Origin of the sequence: Pilimelia anulata, from assembly GCF_014647895.1 — a bacterium.
In the GTDB taxonomy this organism is placed as follows: Bacteria; Actinomycetota; Actinomycetes; order Mycobacteriales; family Micromonosporaceae; genus Pilimelia; species Pilimelia anulata.
In genome coordinates, this window is the sequence record NZ_BMQB01000006.1 from 237,883 (window position 1) to 256,762 (window position 18,880).

Consider the following 18,880-nt stretch of genomic DNA (forward strand, 5'->3'; position numbering starts at 1 on the left):
CGACGCCCGCTCCCCGCGTGTCGGGGAGCGGGCGTCGGGCCGCTCCGCACGAGTGGCCACCCCCGCGTTCGGGTGCCGTACGCGGTACGGCATAATGAACAGGTTGCGTAGCGGGCGGCCGGGGCACTCCCCATCGGCGGGGTGAACGGGCCACCACTCGCGGCGACCGGAGGCCACCGGCCTTCATGTCGCCCCACTTCCGCAGGTCAGGACCAGCCGGCCGGATTTCCGGCCGGCGGCGTGGCGCGCCGAGCGGGCCCGGGTAGGACGAAGTTGTCCGCGCCGTGGACCGCCCGAGATCGCGACACGCCCGACCGCGGGGGTCGGAGAAAAGGTCGGTGCGTCGGCGGTGTGCCGGCGAGGATCGCAGAAGAGAAGGAACGGAAGCCATCATGGCGGGACAGAAGATCCGCATCCGGCTCAAGGCGTACGACCACGAGGTCGTCGACTCCTCGGCGCGCAAGATCGTCGAGACCGTCACGCGGACCGGTGCTCACGTGGCGGGCCCGGTGCCGCTGCCGACGGAGATCAACCGCTACTGCGTGATCCGCTCGCCGCACAAGTACAAGGACTCGCGGGAGCACTTCGAGATGCGCACGCACAAGCGCCTCATCGACATCCTGGACCCGACCCCGAAGACGGTCGACTCGCTGATGCGGCTCGACCTGCCGGCCGGCGTCGACATCGAGATCAAGCTGTAGGGACTGCGAACTCATGGACAGGCAAGTGAAGGGCATCCTGGGCGCCAAGCTCGGCATGACCCAGGTCTGGGACAACAATCGTGTTGTCCCGGTGACCGTGGTCCAGGCCGGCCCGTGCGTCGTCACCCAGGTCCGGACCGCGGACAAGGACGGCTACTCGGCGGTGCAGCTCGCGTACGGCGCGATCGACCCGCGCAAGGTCAACAAGCCGGTCTCGGGCCACTTCGCCAAGGCCGACGTCGCGCCGCGCCGGCACCTGGTCGAGCTGCGCACCAAGGACGCCAGCGAGTACACCCTCGGCCAGGAGGTGACCGCTGAGAGCTTCCCGGCCGGCGCGGTCATCGACGTGACCGGCAAGACCAAGGGCAAGGGCTTCGCCGGCGTCATGAAGCGGCACGGCTTCCACGGCCTGCGCGCCAGCCACGGCGTCGAGCGCAAGCACCGCTCGCCCGGCTCCATCGGCGGCTGCGCGACCCCGGGCCGCGTGTTCAAGGGCCTGCGGATGGCCGGCCGCATGGGCGGCCGCCGGTTCACGGTGCAGAACCTCACCGTGCAGGCCGTCGACACCGAGCAGAACCTGATCCTGGTCAAGGGCGCGATCCCCGGCCCCGCCGGCGCGCTCGTCCTGATCCGAACCGCCGCGAAGGGTGGTGTGACCCAGTGACCTCCGTGGACGTGATCGACGCGACCGGCAGCAAGGCCGGCTCGGTCGAGCTGCCCGCCGACATCTTCGACGCCAAGGCCAGCATCCCGCTGATGCACCAGGTCGTCGTCGCCCAGCTCGCCGCGGCGCGCCAGGGCACGCACAAGGTGAAGACCCGCGGCGAGGTCGCCGGCGGCGGCAAGAAGCCGTACAAGCAGAAGGGCACCGGCCGCGCCCGGCAGGGCTCGATCCGCGCCCCGCAGTTCGCCGGCGGCGGTGTCGTGCACGGCCCGGTGCCGCGCGACTACAGCCAGCGGACGCCCAAGAAGATGAAGGCCGCCGCGCTGCGCGGCGCGCTGTCCGACCGGGCGCGCGGCGGGCAGGTGCACGTCGTCTCGGCGTTCGTGGACGGCGAGACGCCGTCGACCAAGGCCGCGCTGACGGCGCTGCGCAAGGTGACCGAATCCCGCCGGGTGCTCGTCGTGCTCGGCGTCGAGGACGAGGTCAACTGGCTGTCGCTGCGCAACCTCGGCGGCGAGGGCGTCCACCTGATCGAGTCGGGCCAGCTCAACACGTACGACGTGCTGGTCGCCGACGACGTGGTGTTCACCACCGAGGCGCTGGAGGAGTTCCTCGGCGTACCGGCCGAGAGCAGCGAGGAGGCGGGCAAGTGAGCACGGTTGCCGACCCGCGTGACATCATCCAGACCCCGGTGATCTCGGAGAAGAGCTACGGGCTGCTGGACGACAACTGGTACACGTTCCTCGTCCACCCGGACGCGAACAAGACCCAGATCAAGATCGCGATTCAGCAGATCTTCAACGTCCGCGTGCTGACGGTCAACACGATCAACCGCGAGGGCAAGCGCAAGCGGACCAAGACCGGCTTCGGGCAGCGCAAGAGCACCAAGCGCGCGATCGTGAAGCTGGCCGACGGCGACCGCATCGAGGCCTTCGGCGGCCCGGTCAGCTAGGGATGTGACTAAAGATGCCTATCCGTAAGTACAAGCCGACGACGCCGGGCCGACGTGGCTCCAGCGTCGCCGACTTCGCCGAGATCACCCGGTCCACCCCCGAGAAGTCGCTGCTGCGCCCGCTGCCCAAGAAGGGCGGCCGCAACGTGCACGGCCGGATCACCACCCGGCACCACGGCGGCGGCCACAAGCGGCAGTACCGCCTGATCGACTTCCGCCGGGTGGACAAGGACGGCGTGCCGGCCAAGGTCGCGCACATCGAGTACGACCCGAACCGGACCGCGCGGATCGCGCTGCTGCACTTCGCCGACGGCGAGAAGCGGTACATCCTGGCGCCGAAGGACCTCAAGCAGGGCGACCGGGTCGAGCAGGGCGTGGGCGCGGACATCAAGCCCGGCGCCAACCTGCCGCTGCGCAACATCCCGGTCGGTACGACGGTGCACTGCGTGGAGCTGCGCCCCGGCGGCGGGGCCAAGCTGGCCCGCTCGGCCGGCGCCGGCATCCAGCTCCTCGGCCGCGAGGGCGTGTACGCGACGCTCCGGATGCCCTCGGGCGAGATCCGGCGGGTCGACGTGCGCTGCCGGGCCTCGGTCGGCGAGATCGGCAACGCGGACCAGTCAAACATCAACTGGGGCAAGGCCGGCCGGATGCGGTGGAAGGGCAAGCGCCCGACCGTCCGCGGTGTCGCCATGAACCCGGTCGACCACCCGCACGGCGGTGGTGAGGGCAAGACCTCGGGTGGCCGCCACCCGGTCAACCCGAAGGGTAAGCCCGAGGGCCGTACCCGTCGCAAGGGGCAGGCGAGCGACAAGCTGATCGTCCGCCGTCGTTACGCAACCCGGAAGCGGGGTTAATCCGCCATGCCACGCAGCCTGAAGAAGGGCCCGTTCCTCGACGACCACCTGCTCAAGAAGGTGGAGACGCAGAACGAGAAGGGCTCGAAGAACGTCATCAAGACCTGGTCGCGGCGTTCGACCATCATCCCGGAGATGCTCGGCCACACGATCGCGGTGCACGACGGCCGCAAGCACGTGCCGGTCTTCGTCACCGAGGCGATGGTCGGGCACAAGCTCGGCGAGTTCGCGCTGACCCGCACGTTCAAGGGTCACGAGAAGGACGACCGTAAGAGCCGGCGTAGGTAAGACCGAGTAGAGGATCAAGGGGTTACAGCGATGCCAACCAACGACGCTCCGGTGCTGCCGGGCGCTCGGGCGAGCGCGCGCCACGTGCGCCTCTCGCCAACCAAGGCGCGCCGCGTGATCGACCTCGTCCGCGGTCTGCCCGCGAAGGAGGCGCTGACGGTGCTCCAGTTCGCGCCGCAGGCCGCGAGCGAGCCGGTGTACAAGGTGCTGGCGAGCGCGATCGCCAACGCGGAGAACAACGAGCGGCTCGACCCGGACTCGCTGCTGATCAGCGAGGCGTACGTGGACGAGGGCCCGACCCTGAAGCGGTTCCGGCCGCGGGCCCAGGGCCGGGCGTACCGCATCCGGAAGCGGACCTGCCACATCACCGTCGGCGTGGTGGCGATCGCCGCGGCGACGGCGCGGCCGAAGGCCAAGAAGGCGAAGCCGGCGGCCGCGCAGGCCGAGGAGGGGACCGAGTAATGGGTCAGAAAGTACACCCGCACGGGTTCCGGCTCGGCATCTCGACCGACTGGAAGTCCCGCTGGTACGCGTCCGACAAGCTGTACAAGGACTACATCGGCGAGGACGTCAAGATCCGCAAGATGATGTCGAAGGGCCTCGAGCGGGCCGGCATCTCCAAGGTGGACATCGAGCGCACCCGGGACCGGGTCCGCGTCGACATCCACACCGCCCGCCCGGGCATCGTCATCGGCCGCAAGGGCGCCGAGGCGGACCGGATCCGCGGCGAGCTGGAGAAGCTGACCGGCAAGCAGGTCCAGCTCAACATCCTCGAGGTCAAGAACCCGGAGTCGGACGCGCAGCTCGTCGCGCAGGCCGTCGCTGAGCAGCTCTCCAGCCGGGTCAGCTTCCGCCGCGCGATGCGCAAGTCGATGCAGTCGGCGATGAAGAACCCGCTGTGCCGCGGCATCCGGGTGCAGGTCTCGGGCCGCCTCGGCGGCGCCGAGATGAGCCGGACCGAGTTCTACCGCGAGGGCCGGGTCCCGCTGCACACGCTGCGGGCCAACATCGAGTACGGCTTCTTCGAGGCGCGCACGACCTTCGGCCGGATCGGCGTGAAGGTCTGGATCTACAAGGGCGACGCGGTGCCGGGTCGGGAGCAGCCGACCGAGCAGGCACCGAGCGGCCGCCCGCGCCGGGACCGCGCCGAGCGTCCGCGCCGGGCCCGCTCGGGCTCGTCGGGGACGACGGCCGGCGGCACCGAGGCGGGCCGCGCGGCCCGGGACGAGGCCCCGGCCGCGGCCCCGGTCGCCGCGGCGGCCGCCGCCCCGGTGGCGACCGAGACGCAGACCGGTGCGGCCCCCGCCGCACCCGATCAGCAGCAGGAGGGCTGACCGATGCTGATGCCGCGTAAGCCCCCGAAGGGCTTCCGCAAGCCGCACCACCCGGACCGCAGCGGCGCGTCCAAGGGCGGCAACCGGGTGGTCTTCGGCGAGTTCGGTATCCAGGCGCTGGAGCCGGCCTACGTGACGAACCGACAGATCGAGTCGGCCCGTATCGCGATGACCCGGCACATCAAGCGTGGCGGCAAGGTGTGGATCAACATCTTCCCGGACCAGGCCCTGACCAAGAAGCCGGCCGAAACCCGGATGGGCTCCGGCAAGGGCTCGCCCGAGTGGTGGGTCGCGAACGTCAAGCCGGGTCGCGTGCTGTTCGAGATGTCGTTCCCGAACGAGGCCATCGCGCGTGAGGCGATGCGCCGCGCGATCCACAAGCTGCCGATGAAGTGCCGCATCGTGACGCGCGAAGTGGGTGAGAGCTGATGGCCGCGGGCGTGAAGGCCGCCGAGCTGCGGGAGTCCTCCGAGGAGGAGCTGGTCGCGCAGTTGAAGGAGGCCAAGGCGGAGCTGTTCAACCTTCGGGTGCAGTCCGCGACCGGTCAGCTCGACAACAACCGCCGACTGCAGGTCATTCGGCGGGACATCGCTCGGATCTACACGATCATGCGTGAGCGCGAGCTGGGACTCTCGGCCGCGCCGACTGAGGTGACTGCGTAATGACTGAGGCAGCAACGACCGAGGTGCGGAACCGGCGTAAGGTCCGTGAGGGCCTGGTGGTCAGCGACAAGATGGACAAGACCATCATCGTCGAGGTCGAGGACCGCGTGAAGCACCCGCTGTACGGCAAGGTCCTGCGCCGTACCAGCAAGCTCAAGGTGCACGACGAGCAGAACGTGTGCGGCATCGGCGACCGCGTCCTGATCATGGAGACGCGCCCGCTGTCCGCGACGAAGCGGTGGCGGCTGGTCGAGGTCATCGAGAAGGCCAAGTAGTCGCACGGCGCGTGCCCGGCCGCCCCGGCCGGGCACCGCCACGCTGATGAGTTCTTCCAAGCTCCGGTGCGCCGGAGGACTGGCGGACATAGGAGAGAGACGTGATTCAGCAGGAGTCGCGACTGCGGGTCGCCGACAACACCGGTGCGCGGGAGATCCTGTGCATCCGGGTGCTCGGCGGGTCCGGTCGGCGCTACGCGGGCATCGGTGACGTCATCGTGGCCACCGTCAAGGAGGCCATCCCCGGCGCGAACGTGAAGAAGGGCGACGTCATCAAGGCGGTCGTCGTGCGTACGGCCAAGGAGAAGCGCCGCCCGGACGGGTCGTACATCCGGTTCGACGAGAATGCCGCGGTCATCATCAAGGACGGCGGGGACCCGCGCGGAACGCGCATCTTCGGCCCGGTCGGCCGGGAGCTGCGGGACAAGCGGTTCATGAAGATCATCTCGCTGGCGCCGGAGGTGCTGTAAACCGTGAAGATCAAGAAGGGCGACACGGTCGTCGTCATCGCCGGCCGGGACAAGGGCCGCCAGGGCAAGGTGCTCGCCGCCTACCCGCGGCTGGACAAGGTCCTGGTCGAGGGCGTGAACCGCGTCAAGAAGCACACCCGGATCAGCCAGACACAGCGCGGCAGCCAGACCGGCGGCATCGTCACCCAGGAGGCCCCGATCCACGTGTCGAACGTGGCCTTCAGCGAGGACGGCAAGCCGACCCGGATCGGGTACCGCGTCGACGACAGCGGCCAGAAGGTCCGCATCTCGCGTCGTACCGGTAAGGACCTGTGATGACGGCAGCGACCGTAGAGAAGACCATCCCGCGGCTCAAGGAGCGGTACCGCGCCGAGCTGGCCGCGAAGCTGCGCGAGCAGTTCGGCTACGCGAACCCCATGCAGACCCCCGGTCTGGTCAAGATCGTGGTCAACATGGGCGTCGGCGACGCCGCGAAGGACTCGAAGGTGATCGAGGGCGCGCTGCGCGACCTGGCCACCATCACCGGCCAGAAGCCGCAGCTCCGCCGCGCGACCAAGTCGATCGCGCAGTTCAAGCTGCGCGAGGGCATGCCGATCGGCGCGAAGGTCACCCTGCGCGGCGACCGGATGTGGGAGTTCCTCGACCGGCTGCTGTCGATCGCGCTGCCGCGTATCCGGGACTTCCGCGGCCTGGACGGGCGCAAGCTCGACGGCAACGGCAACTACACGTTCGGTCTGACCGAGCAGTCGGTGTTCCACGAGATCGATCAGGACAGGATCGACCGGACCCGGGGCATGGACATCACGGTCGTCACGACCGCCAAGACCGACGACGAGGGCCGGGCGCTGTTGAAGCTCCTGGGCTTCCCGTTCAAGGAGAACTGAGCGAGATGGCGAAGAAGGCGCTGATCATCAAGGCCGCCGCGAAGCCGAAGTTCGCCGTGCGTGCGTACACCCGCTGCCAGCGCTGCGGGCGTCCCAAGGCCGTGTTCCGCAAGTTCGGACTGTGCCGGGTCTGCGTCCGGGAGATGGCCCACCGCGGTGAGCTGCCCGGCGTGTCGAAGGCTTCCTGGTAGTTTCCGGACGCCGGCGGGGCTCGCCGGCGGAGCCGGAATTGGCTATTGCTCTTCGCCGAAGGCCCACCGCTACCGGCGGGAACCGCGGCGAGAAAGGCTGACATTCCCATGACGATGACCGACCCGATCGCAGACATGTTGACGCGTCTGCGCAACGCCAACCAGGCGTACCACGACCGGGTGGTGATGCCCTACTCGAAGATCAAGGCCAATGTGGCCGAGGTCCTCAAGATCGAGGGGTACATCACCGCCTGGGCTGTCGAGGAGCCCGAGGAGGGCGTCGTCGGCAAGAAGCTGGTGGTGGACCTGAAGTTCGGCCAGAACCGCGAGCGGAGCCTGGCGGGCATCCGCCGCGTCTCCAAGCCCGGCCTGCGGGTGTACGCCAAGTCGCAGGAGCTGCCGCGCGTGCTCGGCGGCCTGGGCGTGGCGATCATTTCCACGTCCCAGGGGCTGCTCACCGACCGGCAGGCCCGCAAGCGAGGGGTGGGCGGGGAAGTCCTCGCCTACGTTTGGTGAGGAAGATCAATGTCGCGAATCGGACGTAAGCCGATCCCGGTCCCGGCCGGGGTCGAGGTCACCATCACCGGGCCGACCGTCAAGGTCAAGGGGCCCAAGGGCGAGCTGTCGCACGACGTCGTCGAGCCGATCACCGTCAGCCGGGCCGAGGATGGCTCGATCGACGTGAACCGGCCGAACGACGAGCGTCGGGCGAAGGAGCGCCACGGCCTGAGCCGTACGCTGATCAACAACATGATCGTCGGCGTCACCGAGGGCTACAAGAAGACGCTGGAGATCAACGGCACGGGCTACCGGGTCACGGCCAAGGGCTCGGACCTGGAGTTCGCGCTCGGCTTCTCGCACCCGGTCGTGGTGACCCCCCCGACGGGGATCACCTTCGCGGTGGAGAAGCCGACCCTGTTCCACATCTCCGGCATCGACAAGCAGCTCGTCGGCGAGATCGCGGCGAACATCCGCAAGATCCGCCCGCCGGAGCCGTACAAGGGCAAGGGCGTGAAGTACCAGGGCGAGGTCATCCGCCGCAAGGCCGGAAAGGCAGGTAAGAAGTGAGCGCCACGCTCCTCAAGCGCCGCAGCGGTGGCGGGGTCGCGGGCAAGCGCCTGGTCGGCAAGGCCCGGCGGCACTTCCGCGTCCGCAAGCGGATCACCGGTACGGCCGCCCGGCCGCGCCTGGTCGTCACCCGGTCGCTGCGCCAGATCACGGCCCAGATCGTCGACGACTCCGTGGGCCGTACGCTGGCCTCCGCGTCCTCGCTGGACGCCTCGCTGCGCACCGTCGGTGGCAGCAAGAGCGACCAGGCCACGAAGGTCGGCACCCTGCTGGCCGAGCGGGCGCAGGCCGCGGGCATCGACCGCGTGGTCTTCGACCGCGGCGGCAACCAGTACGCCGGTCGGATCGCTGCGCTGGCGGATGCCGCCCGCGAAGCCGGTCTCCAGTTCTAGTCCGTCACGAGTAGGAAGGAAGGCTGCTGATGCCAGGTCAACAGCGCCGTGGCGGCGGGTCCGGTGGCAGCGAGGGTGGTCGCCGCGACAACCGCCGTGAGGGCGGTCGCGGGAACGCGTCCGCCGAGAAGACCCCGCACCTCGAGCGGGTCGTCGCGATCAACCGTGTCGCGAAGGTCGTCAAGGGCGGTCGTCGGTTCAGCTTCACCGCCCTGGTGATCGTCGGCGACGGCGACGGCACGGTCGGCGTCGGGTACGGCAAGGCCAAGGAGGTGCCCGCGGCGATCGCCAAGGGCGTCGAGGTGGCGAAGAAGCACTTCTTCAAGGTGCCGCGGATCGGCGCGACGATCCCGCACCCGGTCCAGGGCGAGGACGCCGCGGGCGTCGTGCTGCTCAAGCCGGCCTCCGCCGGTACCGGCGTCATCGCCGGTGGCCCGGTGCGTGCCGTGCTGGAGTGCGCCGGCATCCACGACATCCTGTCCAAGAGCCTCGGCTCGTCGAACCCGATCAACATCGTGCACGCCACGGTCGCCGCGCTGCGGAGCCTGGAGTCGCCCGAGGCGGTCGCGGCGCGTCGTGGCCTGCCGGTCGAGGATGTGGCCCCGGCCGCGATGCTGCGCGCCAAGGCCGAGGCCGCCGGGGTGGGTGCGTGATGGCCCGCCTCAAGGTCACCCAGCTCCGCTCCGAGATCGGGGCCAAGCACAACCAGCGCGAGAGCCTGCGTTCGCTCGGCCTGAAGCGGATCAATGACGTGGTGGTCAAGGAGGACCGTCCCGAGATTCGGGGCATGATCTTCAAGGTCAGCCACCTCGTGAAGGTCGAGGAGGTCGAGTAATGACGATCAAGGTCCACCACCTCCGCCCGGCCCCCGGCGCCAAGACCGCCAAGACCCGGGTGGGTCGCGGCGAGGGCTCCAAGGGCAAGTCGGCCGGGCGCGGTACCAAGGGCACCAAGGCGCGCAAGAACGTCCCCGCGGCGTTCGAGGGCGGCCAGATGCCGATCCACATGCGGCTGCCGAAGCTGAAGGGCTTCAAGAACCCGTTCCGGGTCACCTTCCAGGTGGTCAACCTGGAGCGGCTCGCGACCCTCTTCCCGGAGGGCGGCGAGATCGGCCCGCTGGAGCTGGCCGAGCGCGGCGCGGTCCGGCCGGGTCAGCCGGTGAAGGTCCTCGGCGACGGCGACCTGAACGGGGTTGCGCTGCAGGTCAGCGCACACGCGTTCAGCGCGTCGGCGAAGGAGAAGATCGGCGCGGCCGGCGGCTCGGTCACCGAGCTGTAGTCTTCCTAGCGCGTGGCGGGCAGGCACATCGATGTGCCTGCCCGCCACGCGCTATGGCAACGGTCGAAAAGCGAGTAGAACAGTTCTGGCCGCCGAGGCATCTCGGCGGCCAGAACGATGTTATTCGGGGCAACCGCCCGGTATTCGTGCGGGGCGGTGGTGCTACTTTCCGCAGTTCTGGCGCGTCTCGTTCGAGAAATCGGAGAGGTACTTGCCGGCGATCCTGCCCTTGACCAGAGTACGGAAAGTATGCGTACCGGTCTTGGCGCAGTTATAGCGGATGTACTGCCAAGTGCCGTTCGCGGCACCGTCACCCTTCTTTACGGTCTCCCAGCCGAGCCACCGCTTGCGCTGAATCTCGAGGTTGAATCGACCTGCGCACGGCGACCCCGTGGAACGTCCGGAGCCGACGATCTCGTTGCCGGACCGGTGGGTGTTACCGGCCTCCAAGCCACACGCGCGCAGAATTGCGGCGGCATCACCGGGCGCTGCGGCGTTCGCCGGTGCATTCACTGTCGCCATGCCGGTGAACACCGTGGCAGTGGTGAGTGCGAACGTTGCGATCCTTCGCATCGGCTTCGTCATGACTGAACTCCTATCGCTGATCGGTGCTGAACGAAAGCTTGGTAACCGCACTGAATTCGTCGTCCTGGTCGACGGTCACCGCCACCAGCACGCACTCCTGGCTGACGGCGCAGTCGATCGCTACGGGTTCACCCTGGTCATCCGTGCCGTCGAACTTCCTGGACAGGGTGGTGGTGCCGCTGGCGGCGCCCGCTTGGTTCGACACGAGGGTGAGTGGCGCAGCGGTGGAGCAGACGACGTTGGGTGCCGCCGCGCCGTTGCACTGGAAGACGTCCAGCTCGCTGTCGGCCGGGAAGTCGCTGGTTCGCACGGTCACGGTGCTTCCGTCCTGCACGGGATTCCCCGGCTGGAAGGAAATCGATGGAGCCGGTGATACTGCCGCGGCAGCACCCTGCTGTAGCGAACCGACGCTGAACAGCGATACGGCCGCCGCAGCCGCAATAAGGTACCTCTGCTGCATTACCCCGCCTTTGCTGAAAGAGTGCGTCGCCGGATTGCGATCACAGCTATTTTGTATAGCTGTAAATCCTTGATCGCATCCGTTGTGTCACCTACCCGACAGCGCAGGGCTGCGCAGTGCCGCAGCGGTTCGGGGTGCTCATTAGCGGCAGCACCCTGCTGACCAGCCTCAACACGTCATCGGTCGATCCCGGTGGTTACTGGGCGGCGATCCCCGCGAGGCGACCCGAGATTTCGCGGGGTCGCGCCAGCTCCTCGTCGATGCGCAACGGGTTCGTGGCGCGAGAGTGCAGCGGCGTCCGCGCGTCGGTGGTCCCGGCGCGTATGGGGGTGGCTGTGGTCGATCGAGGCCGCCGCGCAACATGAATGAAATTGATGTTTAGCCTGGTCGTCGCGAGTTGACGGAGGCTGGGGCGGCGGCTGCGCGGCGGGATCGACTAGCATGACGGTCGGTGTCGCCGACGATGGGCGATCCGTGCCGGGTCAAGCCGCTCCTCGACGGACCGGCTTGGTACTGTACGGTGCCCGGCAGTCGGTCGACGCTGCCGTGAACCTGCCTGCCATGGGCGCAGGCATGTACCAACGCAGGAGGAATCGTTGCTGTCCGCCTTTGTGAGTGCGTTCCGCACGCCTGACCTGCGCAAGAAAATCTTGTTCACGCTCGGGATGATCGCGGTCTACCGCCTCGGCGCAACACTGCCGGGCCCGGGTGTCTCCTATGGAAACCTTCAGGAATGCTTGAAGGTTTCGCAGAATGATACCAGCGGCGTCTTTACGCTACTGAATTTGTTCTCCGGTGGAGCCCTGCTCTCGCTTTCGATCTTCGCCCTCGGGATCATGCCGTACATCACGGCGTCGATCATCCTGCAGTTGCTCACCGTGGTGGTGCCGCGGTTCGAGCAGCTCCGCAAGGAGGGCCAGTCGGGGCAGGCCAAGATCACGCAGTACACCAGATACCTGACACTCGGTCTCGCCGTGCTGCAGTCGGCGTCCTTCATCGCGCTGGCCCGCTCCGGCACGATCTTCGGCAACGCCTGCCCGCAGAACGACGCGCGTTTCACGATCATCCCCGACATGAGCGGCGAGGGGATGCCGTACTGGCTGACCCTGGCCACGCTGGTCATCACGATGACCGCCGGCACAGGCGTGATCATGTGGCTGGGCGAGCTGATCACCGACCGCGGCGTCGGCAACGGCATGTCGGTCCTGATCTTCACCTCGATCGCCGCCCGGCTCCCCGCCGAGGGCTGGCGGATCCGGGAGAAGGGCTGGGACAAGTTCAGCCTGGTCATCATCATGGTGCTGCTGGTCATCGCGCTCGTGGTCTTCATCGAGCAGGCGCAGCGCCGGATCCCGGTGCAGTACGCCAAGCGGATGGTCGGCCGGCGGATGTACGGCGGCACCTCGACCTACATCCCGCTGAAGGTCAACCAGGCCGGCGTCGTGCCCGTCATCTTCGCGTCGTCGCTGCTGTACCTGCCGCAGCTGCTGCTCCAGTTCTTCGACCAGAACAACCTCAACGGCTGGCAGCGGTGGGTGAACGACCACATCGTCTCGGCGACGGCGTGGGAGCACATCGTCATCTACTTCCTGATGATCATCTTCTTCACCTACTTCTACGTGTCGATCACCTTCAATCCGACCGAGGTGGCCGACAACATGAAGAAGTACGGCGGCTTCATCCCGGGCATCCGGCCCGGCCGCCCGACCGCGGACTACCTGGACTTCATCCTGAGCCGGATCACGCTGCCGGGCTCGCTGTACCTGGGCCTCATCTCCGTCCTGCCGAACTTCATGTTCATCTGGCTGGACAAGGACCAGTTCCAGAACTTCCCGTTCGGCGGTACCGCGGTCCTCATCATGGTGGGTGTGGGCCTGGAGACCGTGAAGCAGATCGAGAGCCAGCTTATGCAGCGCAACTACGAAGGGTTCCTGCGCTAGTGGGTCCGGGCAGCCACCCGACCGCGGGAGCGGTCCGATGATGCGCCTGGTGCTGGTGGGCCCGCCGGGCGCGGGCAAGGGTACGCAGGCCGAGTTCGTCGCGGCCCACCTCGCGGTCCCGAAGATCTCCACCGGCGACATCTTCCGCGGCAACGTGGCCCAGGGGACCCCCCTGGGCCTCCAGGCCAAGCGGTACATGGACTCCGGCCAGCTCGTCCCGGACGAGGTCACGATCAACATGGTTGCGGACCGGCTCGCCGAGTCGGACGCCGCCGACGGGTTCCTGCTCGACGGCTTCCCGCGGACCACGCCGCAGGCGGTCGCGCTGGACAAGCTGCTGGCCGACCTCGGCACGGCGATCGACCTCGTGCTGGAGCTGGTGGTCGACGACGACGAGGTGATCCGGCGGCTGTCCGGCCGGCGCAACTGCCGCGGCTGCCAGAAGATCTGGCACCTCGAGTTCGACGCGCCGAGCCGGGAGAACATCTGCGACCGGTGCGGCGGCGAGCTGTACCAGCGCGACGACGACAAGGCCGAGACGATCGCCGAGCGGCTCCGGGTGTACGCCCGGGACACCGCGCCCCTGGTCGACTACTACGGGGCGCAGGGCAAGCTCGTCGGGATCGACGCGACCGGCCCGGTCGAGGACGTGACCAACCGCGCGATAGACGCGCTGCGTTCATACGGCGGGTAGGCGTGCGGCAGCAGGATCTCGACATTCAGCTCAAGACGCCGGAGCAGATCGCGCTCATGCGCGCCGCCGGCCTGGTGGTCGCCGACGCGCTGGCCGCGATGCGGGCGGCGGTCGCGCCCGGCGTGTCGACCGCCGACCTGGACGCGATCGCGGAGTCGACCATCCGGGCGGCGGGCGCGGTCCCGTCGTTCAAGGGGTACCAGGGCTTCCCGGCGTCGATCTGCGCCTCGGTGAACGAGCAGATCGTGCACGGCATCCCCAGCAAGGAGCAGGTGCTGCGGGCGGGTGACGTGATCTCGCTCGACTGCGGCGCGGTGCTCGACGGCTGGCACGGCGACGCGGCGATCACGGTCGGCGTGGGCGGGATCGACCCGCGGGTGGCCCGGATGGCCGCGGTCGCCGAGGACGCGATGTGGGCCGGGATCGCCGCCGCCGCCCGCGGCTGCGCCAGCGGCCGGGGCCGGCTGACCGACATCTCCGCGGCCGTGGAGCGGACGATCCGCAAGGGCGGCCGGTACGGCATCGTCGAGGGGTACGGTGGCCACGGCATCGGCACCGAGATGCACCAGGACCCGCACGTGCTCAACCACGGCCGCCCCGGCCGCGGCCCGGCGCTGGTGACCGGGCTGTGCCTGGCCATCGAGCCGATGGTCACGCTCGGCTCGCCGAAGACGGTCGAGCTGGACGACGGGTGGACGGTCGTGGCCCGGGACGGATCGATGTCCGTCCACGTGGAGCACACGATGGCGCTGCTGCCCGACGGGGTGTGGGTGCTGACCGCCGCCGATGGCGGGCGGGAGCGGCTGGGCGACCTGGTCACCGCCCGGCAGCCCGCGCTGCATTGACCGCCGTACCGCCGGCCCCCGGTTTGGCGTCGCTCGAACGGGGGGCGTAGACTGACCGCTTGGCGCTCGGCGTCCCATCCTGCCTGTCCAGCATCGGCCACTCCTCGCGGGTCAACTCCTCGCGGGACTGCCCGATCGGGCAGCGGACGGGCCGCGCGGCGCCTGTTCCCAGGATCCCGACGTAGGTAGCGGAGGACATGCCGAAAAAGGACGGGGCCATCGAGATCGAGGGCCGGGTGATCGAGCCACTCCCGAACGCAATGTTCCGGGTCGAGCTCGCCAATGGCCACAAGGTCCTGGCCCACATCAGCGGCAAGATGCGGCAGCACTACATCCGCATCCTGCCCGAGGACCGGGTCGTCGTGGAGCTTTCCCCGTACGATCTGACCCGCGGGCGCATCGTCTACCGCTACAAGTAGCCGGGTACAACCCCACCGCCCACGCCGCGGGCCTCGCGGCGCCGGGCATGGACCGAAAAGGCACACCGTGAAGGTCAAGCCGAGCGTCAAGAAGATCTGCAACAAGTGCCGCGTCATCCGCCGGCACGGCCGGGTCATGATCATTTGTGACGACCCGCGCCACAAGCAGCGCCAGGGCTGAGCCCCGGCTCGACGCACACAGTTGAATAGCTCGCCCCAGCGGGCGGCCGTGGCCGGACCGGCCACGCCCATGGCGCACCAGCGCCGCCGCCCGCTCACCCCCGGTCGGAGGCCGGGGCCCCACGGGCACCGGCGCTGCGCCGGGTGGGGGACGGGGTGGGCGCAGACCTCCGCGCACAGTTAGGAAGTACGCCCACCGATGGCACGTCTAGTCGGCGTCGACCTCCCCCGCGAAAAGCGGATGGAGATCGCGCTCACCTACATCTTCGGGGTCGGTCGCACCCGGGCACTCGAAACGCTCGCCGCCACCGGCATCGACAACAACAAGCGGGCCAAGGACCTCACCGACGAAGAGGTCGTCCAGCTCCGCGATTACATCGAGGCCCACTTCAAGGTCGAGGGCGACCTGCGCCGCGAGGTCGCCGCCGACATCCGCCGCAAGGTCGAGATCGGCACGTACCAGGGCATCCGGCACCGCCGGGGCCTGCCGGTACGCGGCCAGCGCACGCGTACCAACGCCCGGACCCGCAAGGGCCCGAAGCGGACCGTGGCAGGCAAGAAGAAGGCCGGCAAGAAGTAATCGTGATGAGGAGCCACTGAGTTATGCCAGCGAAGGCACGTGCCGGGGCCGCGGTCAAGAAGGTCCGGCGTAAGGAACGCAAGAACGTCACCCACGGGCACGCCCACATCAAGAGCACCTTCAACAACACCATCGTGTCGATCACCGACCCGACCGGTGCGGTGATCTCCTGGGCGTCGTCGGGGCAGGTCGGGTTCAAGGGCTCGCGCAAGTCGACCCCGTTCGCCGCGCAGCTCGCCGCCGAGGCCGCCGCCCGCCGCGCGATGGACCACGGCATGAAGAAGGTCGACGTGTTCGTCAAGGGCCCGGGCTCGGGCCGGGAGACGGCGATCCGGTCGCTCCAGGCCGCGGGCCTGGAGGTCGGCCAGATCAGCGACGTGACGCCGCAGCCGCACAACGGTTGCCGCCCCCCCAAGCGCCGCCGGGTTTGATGCGTACGGCCGCCGCGAGAACGTCGCTGGCGGCACCGCGGCCGGACTTGTGTGCGCCAGCACACGGTGTCCGGCCGCGGCACCGCCAGCGCCGCCCTCGCGGCGGCCACCGGCGTTGGATCAAGAGCTTTAGAATTGGGTTTGTGGGCGTCATATAGCGGGTGCCCCTGACGAAAAGAGATCGACAGTGCTCATTACTCAGCGACCCACGCTGTCCGAAGAGGCGATCAGCGAGACGCGGTCGAAGTTCACGATCGAGCCGCTGGAGCCCGGCTTCGGGTATACGCTCGGCAACTCGCTGCGGCGGACGCTGCTCAGCTCGATCCCGGGCGCGGCCGTCACCAGCATCAAGATCGACGGCGTGCTGCACGAGTTCACCACGATCCCCGGGGTCAAGGAGGACGTGGTCGAGCTCGTCATGAACATCAAGGAGCTGTCCGTCAGCTCCGAGCACGACGAGCCGGTCAGCATGTACCTGCGCAAGCAGGGCCCCGGCGACGTCACCGCGGGCGACATCCAGCCCCCGGCCGGCGTCTCGGTGCACAACCCGGACCTCAAGCTGGCCACGCTGAACGGCAAGGGCCGGCTGGACATGGAGCTGACCGTCGAGCGCGGCCGCGGGTACGTCACCGCGGCGCAGAACAAGAACGCCTCGGCGGAGATCGGCCGGATCCCGATCGACTCGATCTACTCGCCGGTCATGAAGGTCACGTACCGCGTCGAGGCCACCCGCGTCGAGCAGCGGACCGACTTCGACCGGTTGATCATCGACGTGGAGAGCAAGGCGTCGATCTCGCCGCGGACCGCGCTGGCCTCGGCCGGCTCGACGCTGGTCGAGCTGTTCGGGCTGTGCCGCGAGCTGGACGAGTCGGCCGAGGGCATCGACATCGGCCCGTCGCCGCAGGACGCGCAGCTCGCCGCCGACCTGGCGCTGCCGATCGAGGAGCTGGACCTGACCGTCCGGTCGTACAACTGCCTCAAGCGCGAGGGCATCAACACCGTCGGCGAACTCATCGGGCGCACGGAAGCCGATCTTCTGGATATAAGGAATTTCGGCCAGAAGAGCATCGACGAGGTCAAGATGAAGCTCGCCGGGATGGGCCTGGGGCTCAAGGACTCCGCCCCGACGTTCGACCCGGCCAATGTCGTGGACTCCTTCGGCGAGGTGGACTACGACAGTGACGACTACCGCGAGACCGAGCAGCTCTGAGGCTGCCGCCACCTGAGACTAGGAGCACCAATGCCCACGCCCACCAAGGGTCCGCGCCTCGGCGGCAGCCCCGCGCACGAGCGACTGATGCTGGCGAACCTGGCCACGTCGCTGTTCGAGCACGGGAAGATCAAGACCACCGAGACCAAGGCCAAGCGGCTGCGCCCGTTCGCCGAGCAGCTCATCACCAAGGCCAAGCGCGGTGACCTGCACGCCCGCCGCCGGGTGCTGTCGGTCGTCCGCGACAAGGACGTGGTCTTCAAGCTGTTCGACGAGCTGGCGCCGCGGTTCGCCAACCGCCCCGGCGGCTACACGCGGATCACCAAGACCGGCCCCCGCAAGGGCGACAACGCGCCGATGGCGATCATCGAGCTGGTCGAGGAGCTGGTAGAGACCGCGCCGGCGCGCAAGGCCCCGGCGAAGAAGGCCGCCCCGAAGCCGGCGGCGCCGGCCGAGGCCGTCGCGGAGGAGCCCGCCGAGGCGACCGCCGCCGAGCCGGCGGCCGCCGACACCGAGGCCGCCGCGGCCTCCGCGTCGGGCGACGTCGAGGGTACGAAGGACGCCGAGGGCGACAAGTAGTCCGCGGATCCGACAATGGTGGGGGCGTTCCGCGCGGGCGGGGCGCCTCCACTCGCATGTGGACGGGAGGGGCGCGGTGCGGGTACGGCTGGACGTCAGCTACGACGGCACCGACTTCGCCGGCTGGGCGGTCCAGCCGGAGCAGCGGACCGTGGCCGGGGTGCTCGGCGACGCGCTGCGCACGCTGTACGGGGTGGACCGGGTCGACCGGCTGACCGTGGCCGGGCGCACCGACGCCGGGGTGCACGCCACCGGACAGGTCTGCCACCTGGACCTCGACCTCGCCGAGCTGCCCGGCAACGCGCTGCACCGGCTGAACCGGTTCCTGCCCGACGACGTGCGGGTGCGGGCGCTGGCGGCGGTGCCGGCGAGCTTCGACGCGCGGTTCTCGGCGACGCACCGGCGGTACGAGTACCGGGTCACCGACGCGGCGTACGGCGCCGAGCCGCTGCGCCGCCGCGACACGGTCGCCTGGCCGCGCCCGCTCGACGCCGACCGGCTCGCCGCGGCGTCGGCGGGGCTGCTCGGCGAGCACGACTTCGCGGCGTACTGCCGGCGCAAGGACAACGCGACCACCATCCGCGCGCTCACCCGGCTGGACTGGCGGCGCGACGGCGACATCCTGCTGGCGACGGTCCAGGCGGACGCGTTCTGCCAGGCGATGGTCCGCAGCCTGGTCGGGGCGCTGCTGCCGGTCGGCGACGGGCGGCGCGGGCCGGACTGGCCGGCGAGCCTGCTCGGGCGCGCCGAGCGGGCCGGCGAGGTGACGGTGGCGCCGGCGCACGGGCTGACGCTGGTGGAGGTCGGGTACCCGGACGCGGCGGAGTACGCGGCGCAGGACGCCCGGACGCGCCGGCTGCGCACCCTCCCGGCGGGCACGCCGTGACCGCCGACCCGACCGTGCCGCCGGCCGGCGGCGACGACGGTGTTCCGGCGGCGGCCGG

Annotated in this window: 33 protein-coding genes; 31 read left to right on the forward strand and 2 right to left on the reverse strand. The window is 69.3% G+C overall.

Going from position 1 to position 18,880, the window contains the following annotated elements; translation table 11 throughout:
- Window positions 1–392 precede the first annotated feature (392 nt).
- The 21 genes from rpsJ (at window position 393) to rplO (ending at window position 10,013) form a co-directional block, all read left to right on the forward strand.
- Window positions 393–701 (forward strand): 30S ribosomal protein S10, encoded by a 309-nt coding sequence (rpsJ, locus tag IEY94_RS15225; RefSeq protein ID WP_189112283.1) that lies wholly within the window; start codon window positions 393–395, stop codon window positions 699–701.
- Window positions 702–714: 13 nt separating this feature from the next.
- Window positions 715–1,365, forward strand: a complete 651-nt coding sequence (gene rplC, locus IEY94_RS15230; protein WP_189170829.1) for a 50S ribosomal protein L3 — start codon at window positions 715–717, stop codon at window positions 1,363–1,365.
- Window positions 1,362–2,018 (forward strand): 50S ribosomal protein L4, encoded by a 657-nt coding sequence (gene rplD / locus IEY94_RS15235; protein WP_189170830.1) that lies wholly within the window; start codon window positions 1,362–1,364, stop codon window positions 2,016–2,018. The genes rplC and rplD overlap by 4 nt, the downstream gene beginning before the upstream one ends.
- Window positions 2,015–2,317: a 50S ribosomal protein L23 gene (gene rplW, locus IEY94_RS15240; protein ID WP_189170831.1), complete on the forward strand. Its 303-nt coding sequence runs from the start codon at window positions 2,015–2,017 to the stop codon at window positions 2,315–2,317. Before rplD ends, rplW begins: the two co-directional genes overlap by 4 nt.
- A gap of 14 nt (window positions 2,318–2,331) precedes the next feature.
- Window positions 2,332–3,171: a 50S ribosomal protein L2 gene (rplB, locus tag IEY94_RS15245; RefSeq protein WP_189170832.1), complete on the forward strand. Its 840-nt coding sequence runs from the start codon at window positions 2,332–2,334 to the stop codon at window positions 3,169–3,171.
- Between the two features lie 6 nt (window positions 3,172–3,177).
- Window positions 3,178–3,459: a 30S ribosomal protein S19 gene (gene rpsS, locus IEY94_RS15250; protein WP_189170833.1), complete on the forward strand. Its 282-nt coding sequence runs from the start codon at window positions 3,178–3,180 to the stop codon at window positions 3,457–3,459.
- A gap of 30 nt (window positions 3,460–3,489) precedes the next feature.
- Entirely contained in the window at window positions 3,490–3,921 is a 432-nt protein-coding gene (gene rplV, locus IEY94_RS15255) for a 50S ribosomal protein L22 (protein ID WP_189170834.1), read from the forward strand.
- A complete protein-coding gene (gene rpsC, locus IEY94_RS15260; protein WP_189170835.1) occupies window positions 3,921–4,793 on the forward strand; it encodes a 30S ribosomal protein S3 in 873 nt (290 codons plus the stop codon). Before rplV ends, rpsC begins: the two co-directional genes overlap by 1 nt.
- A gap of 3 nt (window positions 4,794–4,796) precedes the next feature.
- A complete protein-coding gene (gene rplP / locus IEY94_RS15265) occupies window positions 4,797–5,222 on the forward strand; it encodes a 50S ribosomal protein L16 (RefSeq protein WP_189170836.1) in 426 nt (141 codons plus the stop codon).
- Window positions 5,222–5,455: a 50S ribosomal protein L29 gene (gene rpmC / locus IEY94_RS15270; protein WP_189170837.1), complete on the forward strand. Its 234-nt coding sequence runs from the start codon at window positions 5,222–5,224 to the stop codon at window positions 5,453–5,455. Before rplP ends, rpmC begins: the two co-directional genes overlap by 1 nt.
- The gene (gene rpsQ, locus IEY94_RS15275; RefSeq protein WP_189170838.1) at window positions 5,455–5,730 is read left to right on the forward strand and encodes a 30S ribosomal protein S17; all 276 of its coding nucleotides are present in this window, start codon (window positions 5,455–5,457) and stop codon (window positions 5,728–5,730) included. Before rpmC ends, rpsQ begins: the two co-directional genes overlap by 1 nt.
- A gap of 101 nt (window positions 5,731–5,831) precedes the next feature.
- Window positions 5,832–6,200 carry a 50S ribosomal protein L14 gene (gene rplN, locus IEY94_RS15280; RefSeq protein WP_189170839.1) on the forward strand — a complete coding sequence of 123 codons (369 nt, stop codon included), beginning with the start codon at window positions 5,832–5,834 and terminating at the stop codon, window positions 6,198–6,200.
- Between the two features lie 3 nt (window positions 6,201–6,203).
- The gene (gene rplX / locus IEY94_RS15285) at window positions 6,204–6,515 is read left to right on the forward strand and encodes a 50S ribosomal protein L24 (RefSeq protein WP_189170840.1); all 312 of its coding nucleotides are present in this window, start codon (window positions 6,204–6,206) and stop codon (window positions 6,513–6,515) included.
- Window positions 6,515–7,084, forward strand: coding sequence for a 50S ribosomal protein L5 (gene rplE, locus IEY94_RS15290; RefSeq protein ID WP_189170841.1), 570 nt, complete (start codon window positions 6,515–6,517; stop codon window positions 7,082–7,084). The genes rplX and rplE overlap by 1 nt, the downstream gene beginning before the upstream one ends.
- Before the next feature lie 5 nt (window positions 7,085–7,089).
- Window positions 7,090–7,275, forward strand: coding sequence for a type Z 30S ribosomal protein S14 (locus tag IEY94_RS15295; RefSeq protein ID WP_189112297.1), 186 nt, complete (start codon window positions 7,090–7,092; stop codon window positions 7,273–7,275).
- 108 nt (window positions 7,276–7,383) lie between these two features.
- Window positions 7,384–7,791, forward strand: a complete 408-nt coding sequence (gene rpsH, locus IEY94_RS15300) for a 30S ribosomal protein S8 (protein WP_189170842.1) — start codon at window positions 7,384–7,386, stop codon at window positions 7,789–7,791.
- A 9-nt stretch (window positions 7,792–7,800) separates the two neighbouring features.
- The gene (gene rplF, locus IEY94_RS15305; protein WP_189170843.1) at window positions 7,801–8,343 is read left to right on the forward strand and encodes a 50S ribosomal protein L6; all 543 of its coding nucleotides are present in this window, start codon (window positions 7,801–7,803) and stop codon (window positions 8,341–8,343) included.
- A complete protein-coding gene (gene rplR, locus IEY94_RS15310) occupies window positions 8,340–8,735 on the forward strand; it encodes a 50S ribosomal protein L18 (RefSeq protein WP_189170844.1) in 396 nt (131 codons plus the stop codon). The genes rplF and rplR overlap by 4 nt, the downstream gene beginning before the upstream one ends.
- Before the next feature lie 29 nt (window positions 8,736–8,764).
- Window positions 8,765–9,388, forward strand: coding sequence for a 30S ribosomal protein S5 (rpsE, locus tag IEY94_RS15315; RefSeq protein WP_189170845.1), 624 nt, complete (start codon window positions 8,765–8,767; stop codon window positions 9,386–9,388).
- Window positions 9,388–9,570, forward strand: coding sequence for a 50S ribosomal protein L30 (rpmD, locus tag IEY94_RS15320; RefSeq protein ID WP_189170846.1), 183 nt, complete (start codon window positions 9,388–9,390; stop codon window positions 9,568–9,570). The genes rpsE and rpmD overlap by 1 nt, the downstream gene beginning before the upstream one ends.
- Window positions 9,570–10,013 (forward strand): 50S ribosomal protein L15, encoded by a 444-nt coding sequence (gene rplO, locus IEY94_RS15325; RefSeq protein ID WP_189170847.1) that lies wholly within the window; start codon window positions 9,570–9,572, stop codon window positions 10,011–10,013. Before rpmD ends, rplO begins: the two co-directional genes overlap by 1 nt.
- A 162-nt stretch (window positions 10,014–10,175) precedes the next feature.
- Here rplO and IEY94_RS15330 read toward each other — a convergent pair whose 3' ends face one another.
- The gene (locus IEY94_RS15330; protein WP_189170848.1) at window positions 10,176–10,598 is read right to left on the reverse strand and encodes a hypothetical protein; all 423 of its coding nucleotides are present in this window, start codon (window positions 10,596–10,598) and stop codon (window positions 10,176–10,178) included.
- A gap of 10 nt (window positions 10,599–10,608) precedes the next feature.
- The gene (locus IEY94_RS15335) at window positions 10,609–11,058 is read right to left on the reverse strand and encodes a neocarzinostatin apoprotein domain-containing protein (protein WP_189170849.1); all 450 of its coding nucleotides are present in this window, start codon (window positions 11,056–11,058) and stop codon (window positions 10,609–10,611) included.
- A 596-nt stretch (window positions 11,059–11,654) separates the two neighbouring features.
- Between IEY94_RS15335 and secY the strand changes: the two genes are divergently transcribed.
- The 10 genes from secY (at window position 11,655) to truA (ending at window position 18,822) form a co-directional block, all read left to right on the forward strand.
- Complete coding sequence (gene secY, locus IEY94_RS15340; protein WP_189170850.1) at window positions 11,655–12,998, forward strand: preprotein translocase subunit SecY; 1,344 nt, start codon at window positions 11,655–11,657, stop codon at window positions 12,996–12,998.
- A gap of 40 nt (window positions 12,999–13,038) precedes the next feature.
- Window positions 13,039–13,692, forward strand: coding sequence for an adenylate kinase (locus IEY94_RS15345; RefSeq protein ID WP_189170983.1), 654 nt, complete (start codon window positions 13,039–13,041; stop codon window positions 13,690–13,692).
- A gap of 2 nt (window positions 13,693–13,694) precedes the next feature.
- Window positions 13,695–14,537: a type I methionyl aminopeptidase gene (map, locus tag IEY94_RS15350; protein ID WP_189170851.1), complete on the forward strand. Its 843-nt coding sequence runs from the start codon at window positions 13,695–13,697 to the stop codon at window positions 14,535–14,537.
- Between the two features lie 197 nt (window positions 14,538–14,734).
- A complete protein-coding gene (infA, locus tag IEY94_RS15355) occupies window positions 14,735–14,956 on the forward strand; it encodes a translation initiation factor IF-1 (RefSeq protein ID WP_007073013.1) in 222 nt (73 codons plus the stop codon).
- Window positions 14,957–15,023: 67 nt separating this feature from the next.
- Complete coding sequence (gene rpmJ / locus IEY94_RS15360; RefSeq protein WP_020520458.1) at window positions 15,024–15,137, forward strand: 50S ribosomal protein L36; 114 nt, start codon at window positions 15,024–15,026, stop codon at window positions 15,135–15,137.
- A gap of 198 nt (window positions 15,138–15,335) precedes the next feature.
- Window positions 15,336–15,716: a 30S ribosomal protein S13 gene (gene rpsM / locus IEY94_RS15365; protein ID WP_189170852.1), complete on the forward strand. Its 381-nt coding sequence runs from the start codon at window positions 15,336–15,338 to the stop codon at window positions 15,714–15,716.
- Window positions 15,717–15,739: 23 nt separating this feature from the next.
- On the forward strand, window positions 15,740–16,147 hold the full coding sequence (gene rpsK / locus IEY94_RS15370; RefSeq protein ID WP_189170853.1) for a 30S ribosomal protein S11: 408 nt from the start codon (window positions 15,740–15,742) through the stop codon (window positions 16,145–16,147).
- A gap of 187 nt (window positions 16,148–16,334) precedes the next feature.
- Window positions 16,335–17,357: a DNA-directed RNA polymerase subunit alpha gene (locus tag IEY94_RS15375; protein WP_189170854.1), complete on the forward strand. Its 1,023-nt coding sequence runs from the start codon at window positions 16,335–16,337 to the stop codon at window positions 17,355–17,357.
- A gap of 30 nt (window positions 17,358–17,387) precedes the next feature.
- Window positions 17,388–17,936, forward strand: coding sequence for a 50S ribosomal protein L17 (gene rplQ, locus IEY94_RS15380; RefSeq protein ID WP_189170855.1), 549 nt, complete (start codon window positions 17,388–17,390; stop codon window positions 17,934–17,936).
- 58 nt (window positions 17,937–17,994) lie between these two features.
- Entirely contained in the window at window positions 17,995–18,822 is an 828-nt protein-coding gene (gene truA, locus IEY94_RS15385; protein WP_189170856.1) for a tRNA pseudouridine(38-40) synthase TruA, read from the forward strand.
- Window positions 18,823–18,880 lie beyond the last annotated feature (58 nt).

Coding starts and splice junctions, on each gene's coding strand:
- rpsJ (WP_189112283.1), top strand. CDS start 393: ATGGCGGGACAGAAGATCCGCATCCGGCTCAAGGCGTACGACCACGAG.
- rplC (WP_189170829.1), top strand. CDS start 715: ATGGACAGGCAAGTGAAGGGCATCCTGGGCGCCAAGCTCGGCATGACC.
- rplB (WP_189170832.1), top strand. CDS start 2,332: ATGCCTATCCGTAAGTACAAGCCGACGACGCCGGGCCGACGTGGCTCC.
- rpsS (WP_189170833.1), top strand. CDS start 3,178: ATGCCACGCAGCCTGAAGAAGGGCCCGTTCCTCGACGACCACCTGCTC.
- rplV (WP_189170834.1), top strand. CDS start 3,490: ATGCCAACCAACGACGCTCCGGTGCTGCCGGGCGCTCGGGCGAGCGCG.
- rpsC (WP_189170835.1), top strand. CDS start 3,921: ATGGGTCAGAAAGTACACCCGCACGGGTTCCGGCTCGGCATCTCGACC.
- rplP (WP_189170836.1), top strand. CDS start 4,797: ATGCTGATGCCGCGTAAGCCCCCGAAGGGCTTCCGCAAGCCGCACCAC.
- rpmC (WP_189170837.1), top strand. CDS start 5,222: ATGGCCGCGGGCGTGAAGGCCGCCGAGCTGCGGGAGTCCTCCGAGGAG.
- rpsQ (WP_189170838.1), top strand. CDS start 5,455: ATGACTGAGGCAGCAACGACCGAGGTGCGGAACCGGCGTAAGGTCCGT.
- rplE (WP_189170841.1), top strand. CDS start 6,515: ATGACGGCAGCGACCGTAGAGAAGACCATCCCGCGGCTCAAGGAGCGG.
- IEY94_RS15295 (WP_189112297.1), top strand. CDS start 7,090: ATGGCGAAGAAGGCGCTGATCATCAAGGCCGCCGCGAAGCCGAAGTTC.
- rpsH (WP_189170842.1), top strand. CDS start 7,384: ATGACGATGACCGACCCGATCGCAGACATGTTGACGCGTCTGCGCAAC.
- rplF (WP_189170843.1), top strand. CDS start 7,801: ATGTCGCGAATCGGACGTAAGCCGATCCCGGTCCCGGCCGGGGTCGAG.
- rpsE (WP_189170845.1), top strand. CDS start 8,765: ATGCCAGGTCAACAGCGCCGTGGCGGCGGGTCCGGTGGCAGCGAGGGT.
- rpmD (WP_189170846.1), top strand. CDS start 9,388: ATGGCCCGCCTCAAGGTCACCCAGCTCCGCTCCGAGATCGGGGCCAAG.
- rplO (WP_189170847.1), top strand. CDS start 9,570: ATGACGATCAAGGTCCACCACCTCCGCCCGGCCCCCGGCGCCAAGACC.
- IEY94_RS15330 (WP_189170848.1), bottom strand. CDS start 10,598: ATGACGAAGCCGATGCGAAGGATCGCAACGTTCGCACTCACCACTGCC.
- IEY94_RS15335 (WP_189170849.1), bottom strand. CDS start 11,058: ATGCAGCAGAGGTACCTTATTGCGGCTGCGGCGGCCGTATCGCTGTTC.
- IEY94_RS15345 (WP_189170983.1), top strand. CDS start 13,039: ATGCGCCTGGTGCTGGTGGGCCCGCCGGGCGCGGGCAAGGGTACGCAG.
- infA (WP_007073013.1), top strand. CDS start 14,735: ATGCCGAAAAAGGACGGGGCCATCGAGATCGAGGGCCGGGTGATCGAG.
- rpsM (WP_189170852.1), top strand. CDS start 15,336: ATGGCACGTCTAGTCGGCGTCGACCTCCCCCGCGAAAAGCGGATGGAG.
- rpsK (WP_189170853.1), top strand. CDS start 15,740: ATGCCAGCGAAGGCACGTGCCGGGGCCGCGGTCAAGAAGGTCCGGCGT.
- rplQ (WP_189170855.1), top strand. CDS start 17,388: ATGCCCACGCCCACCAAGGGTCCGCGCCTCGGCGGCAGCCCCGCGCAC.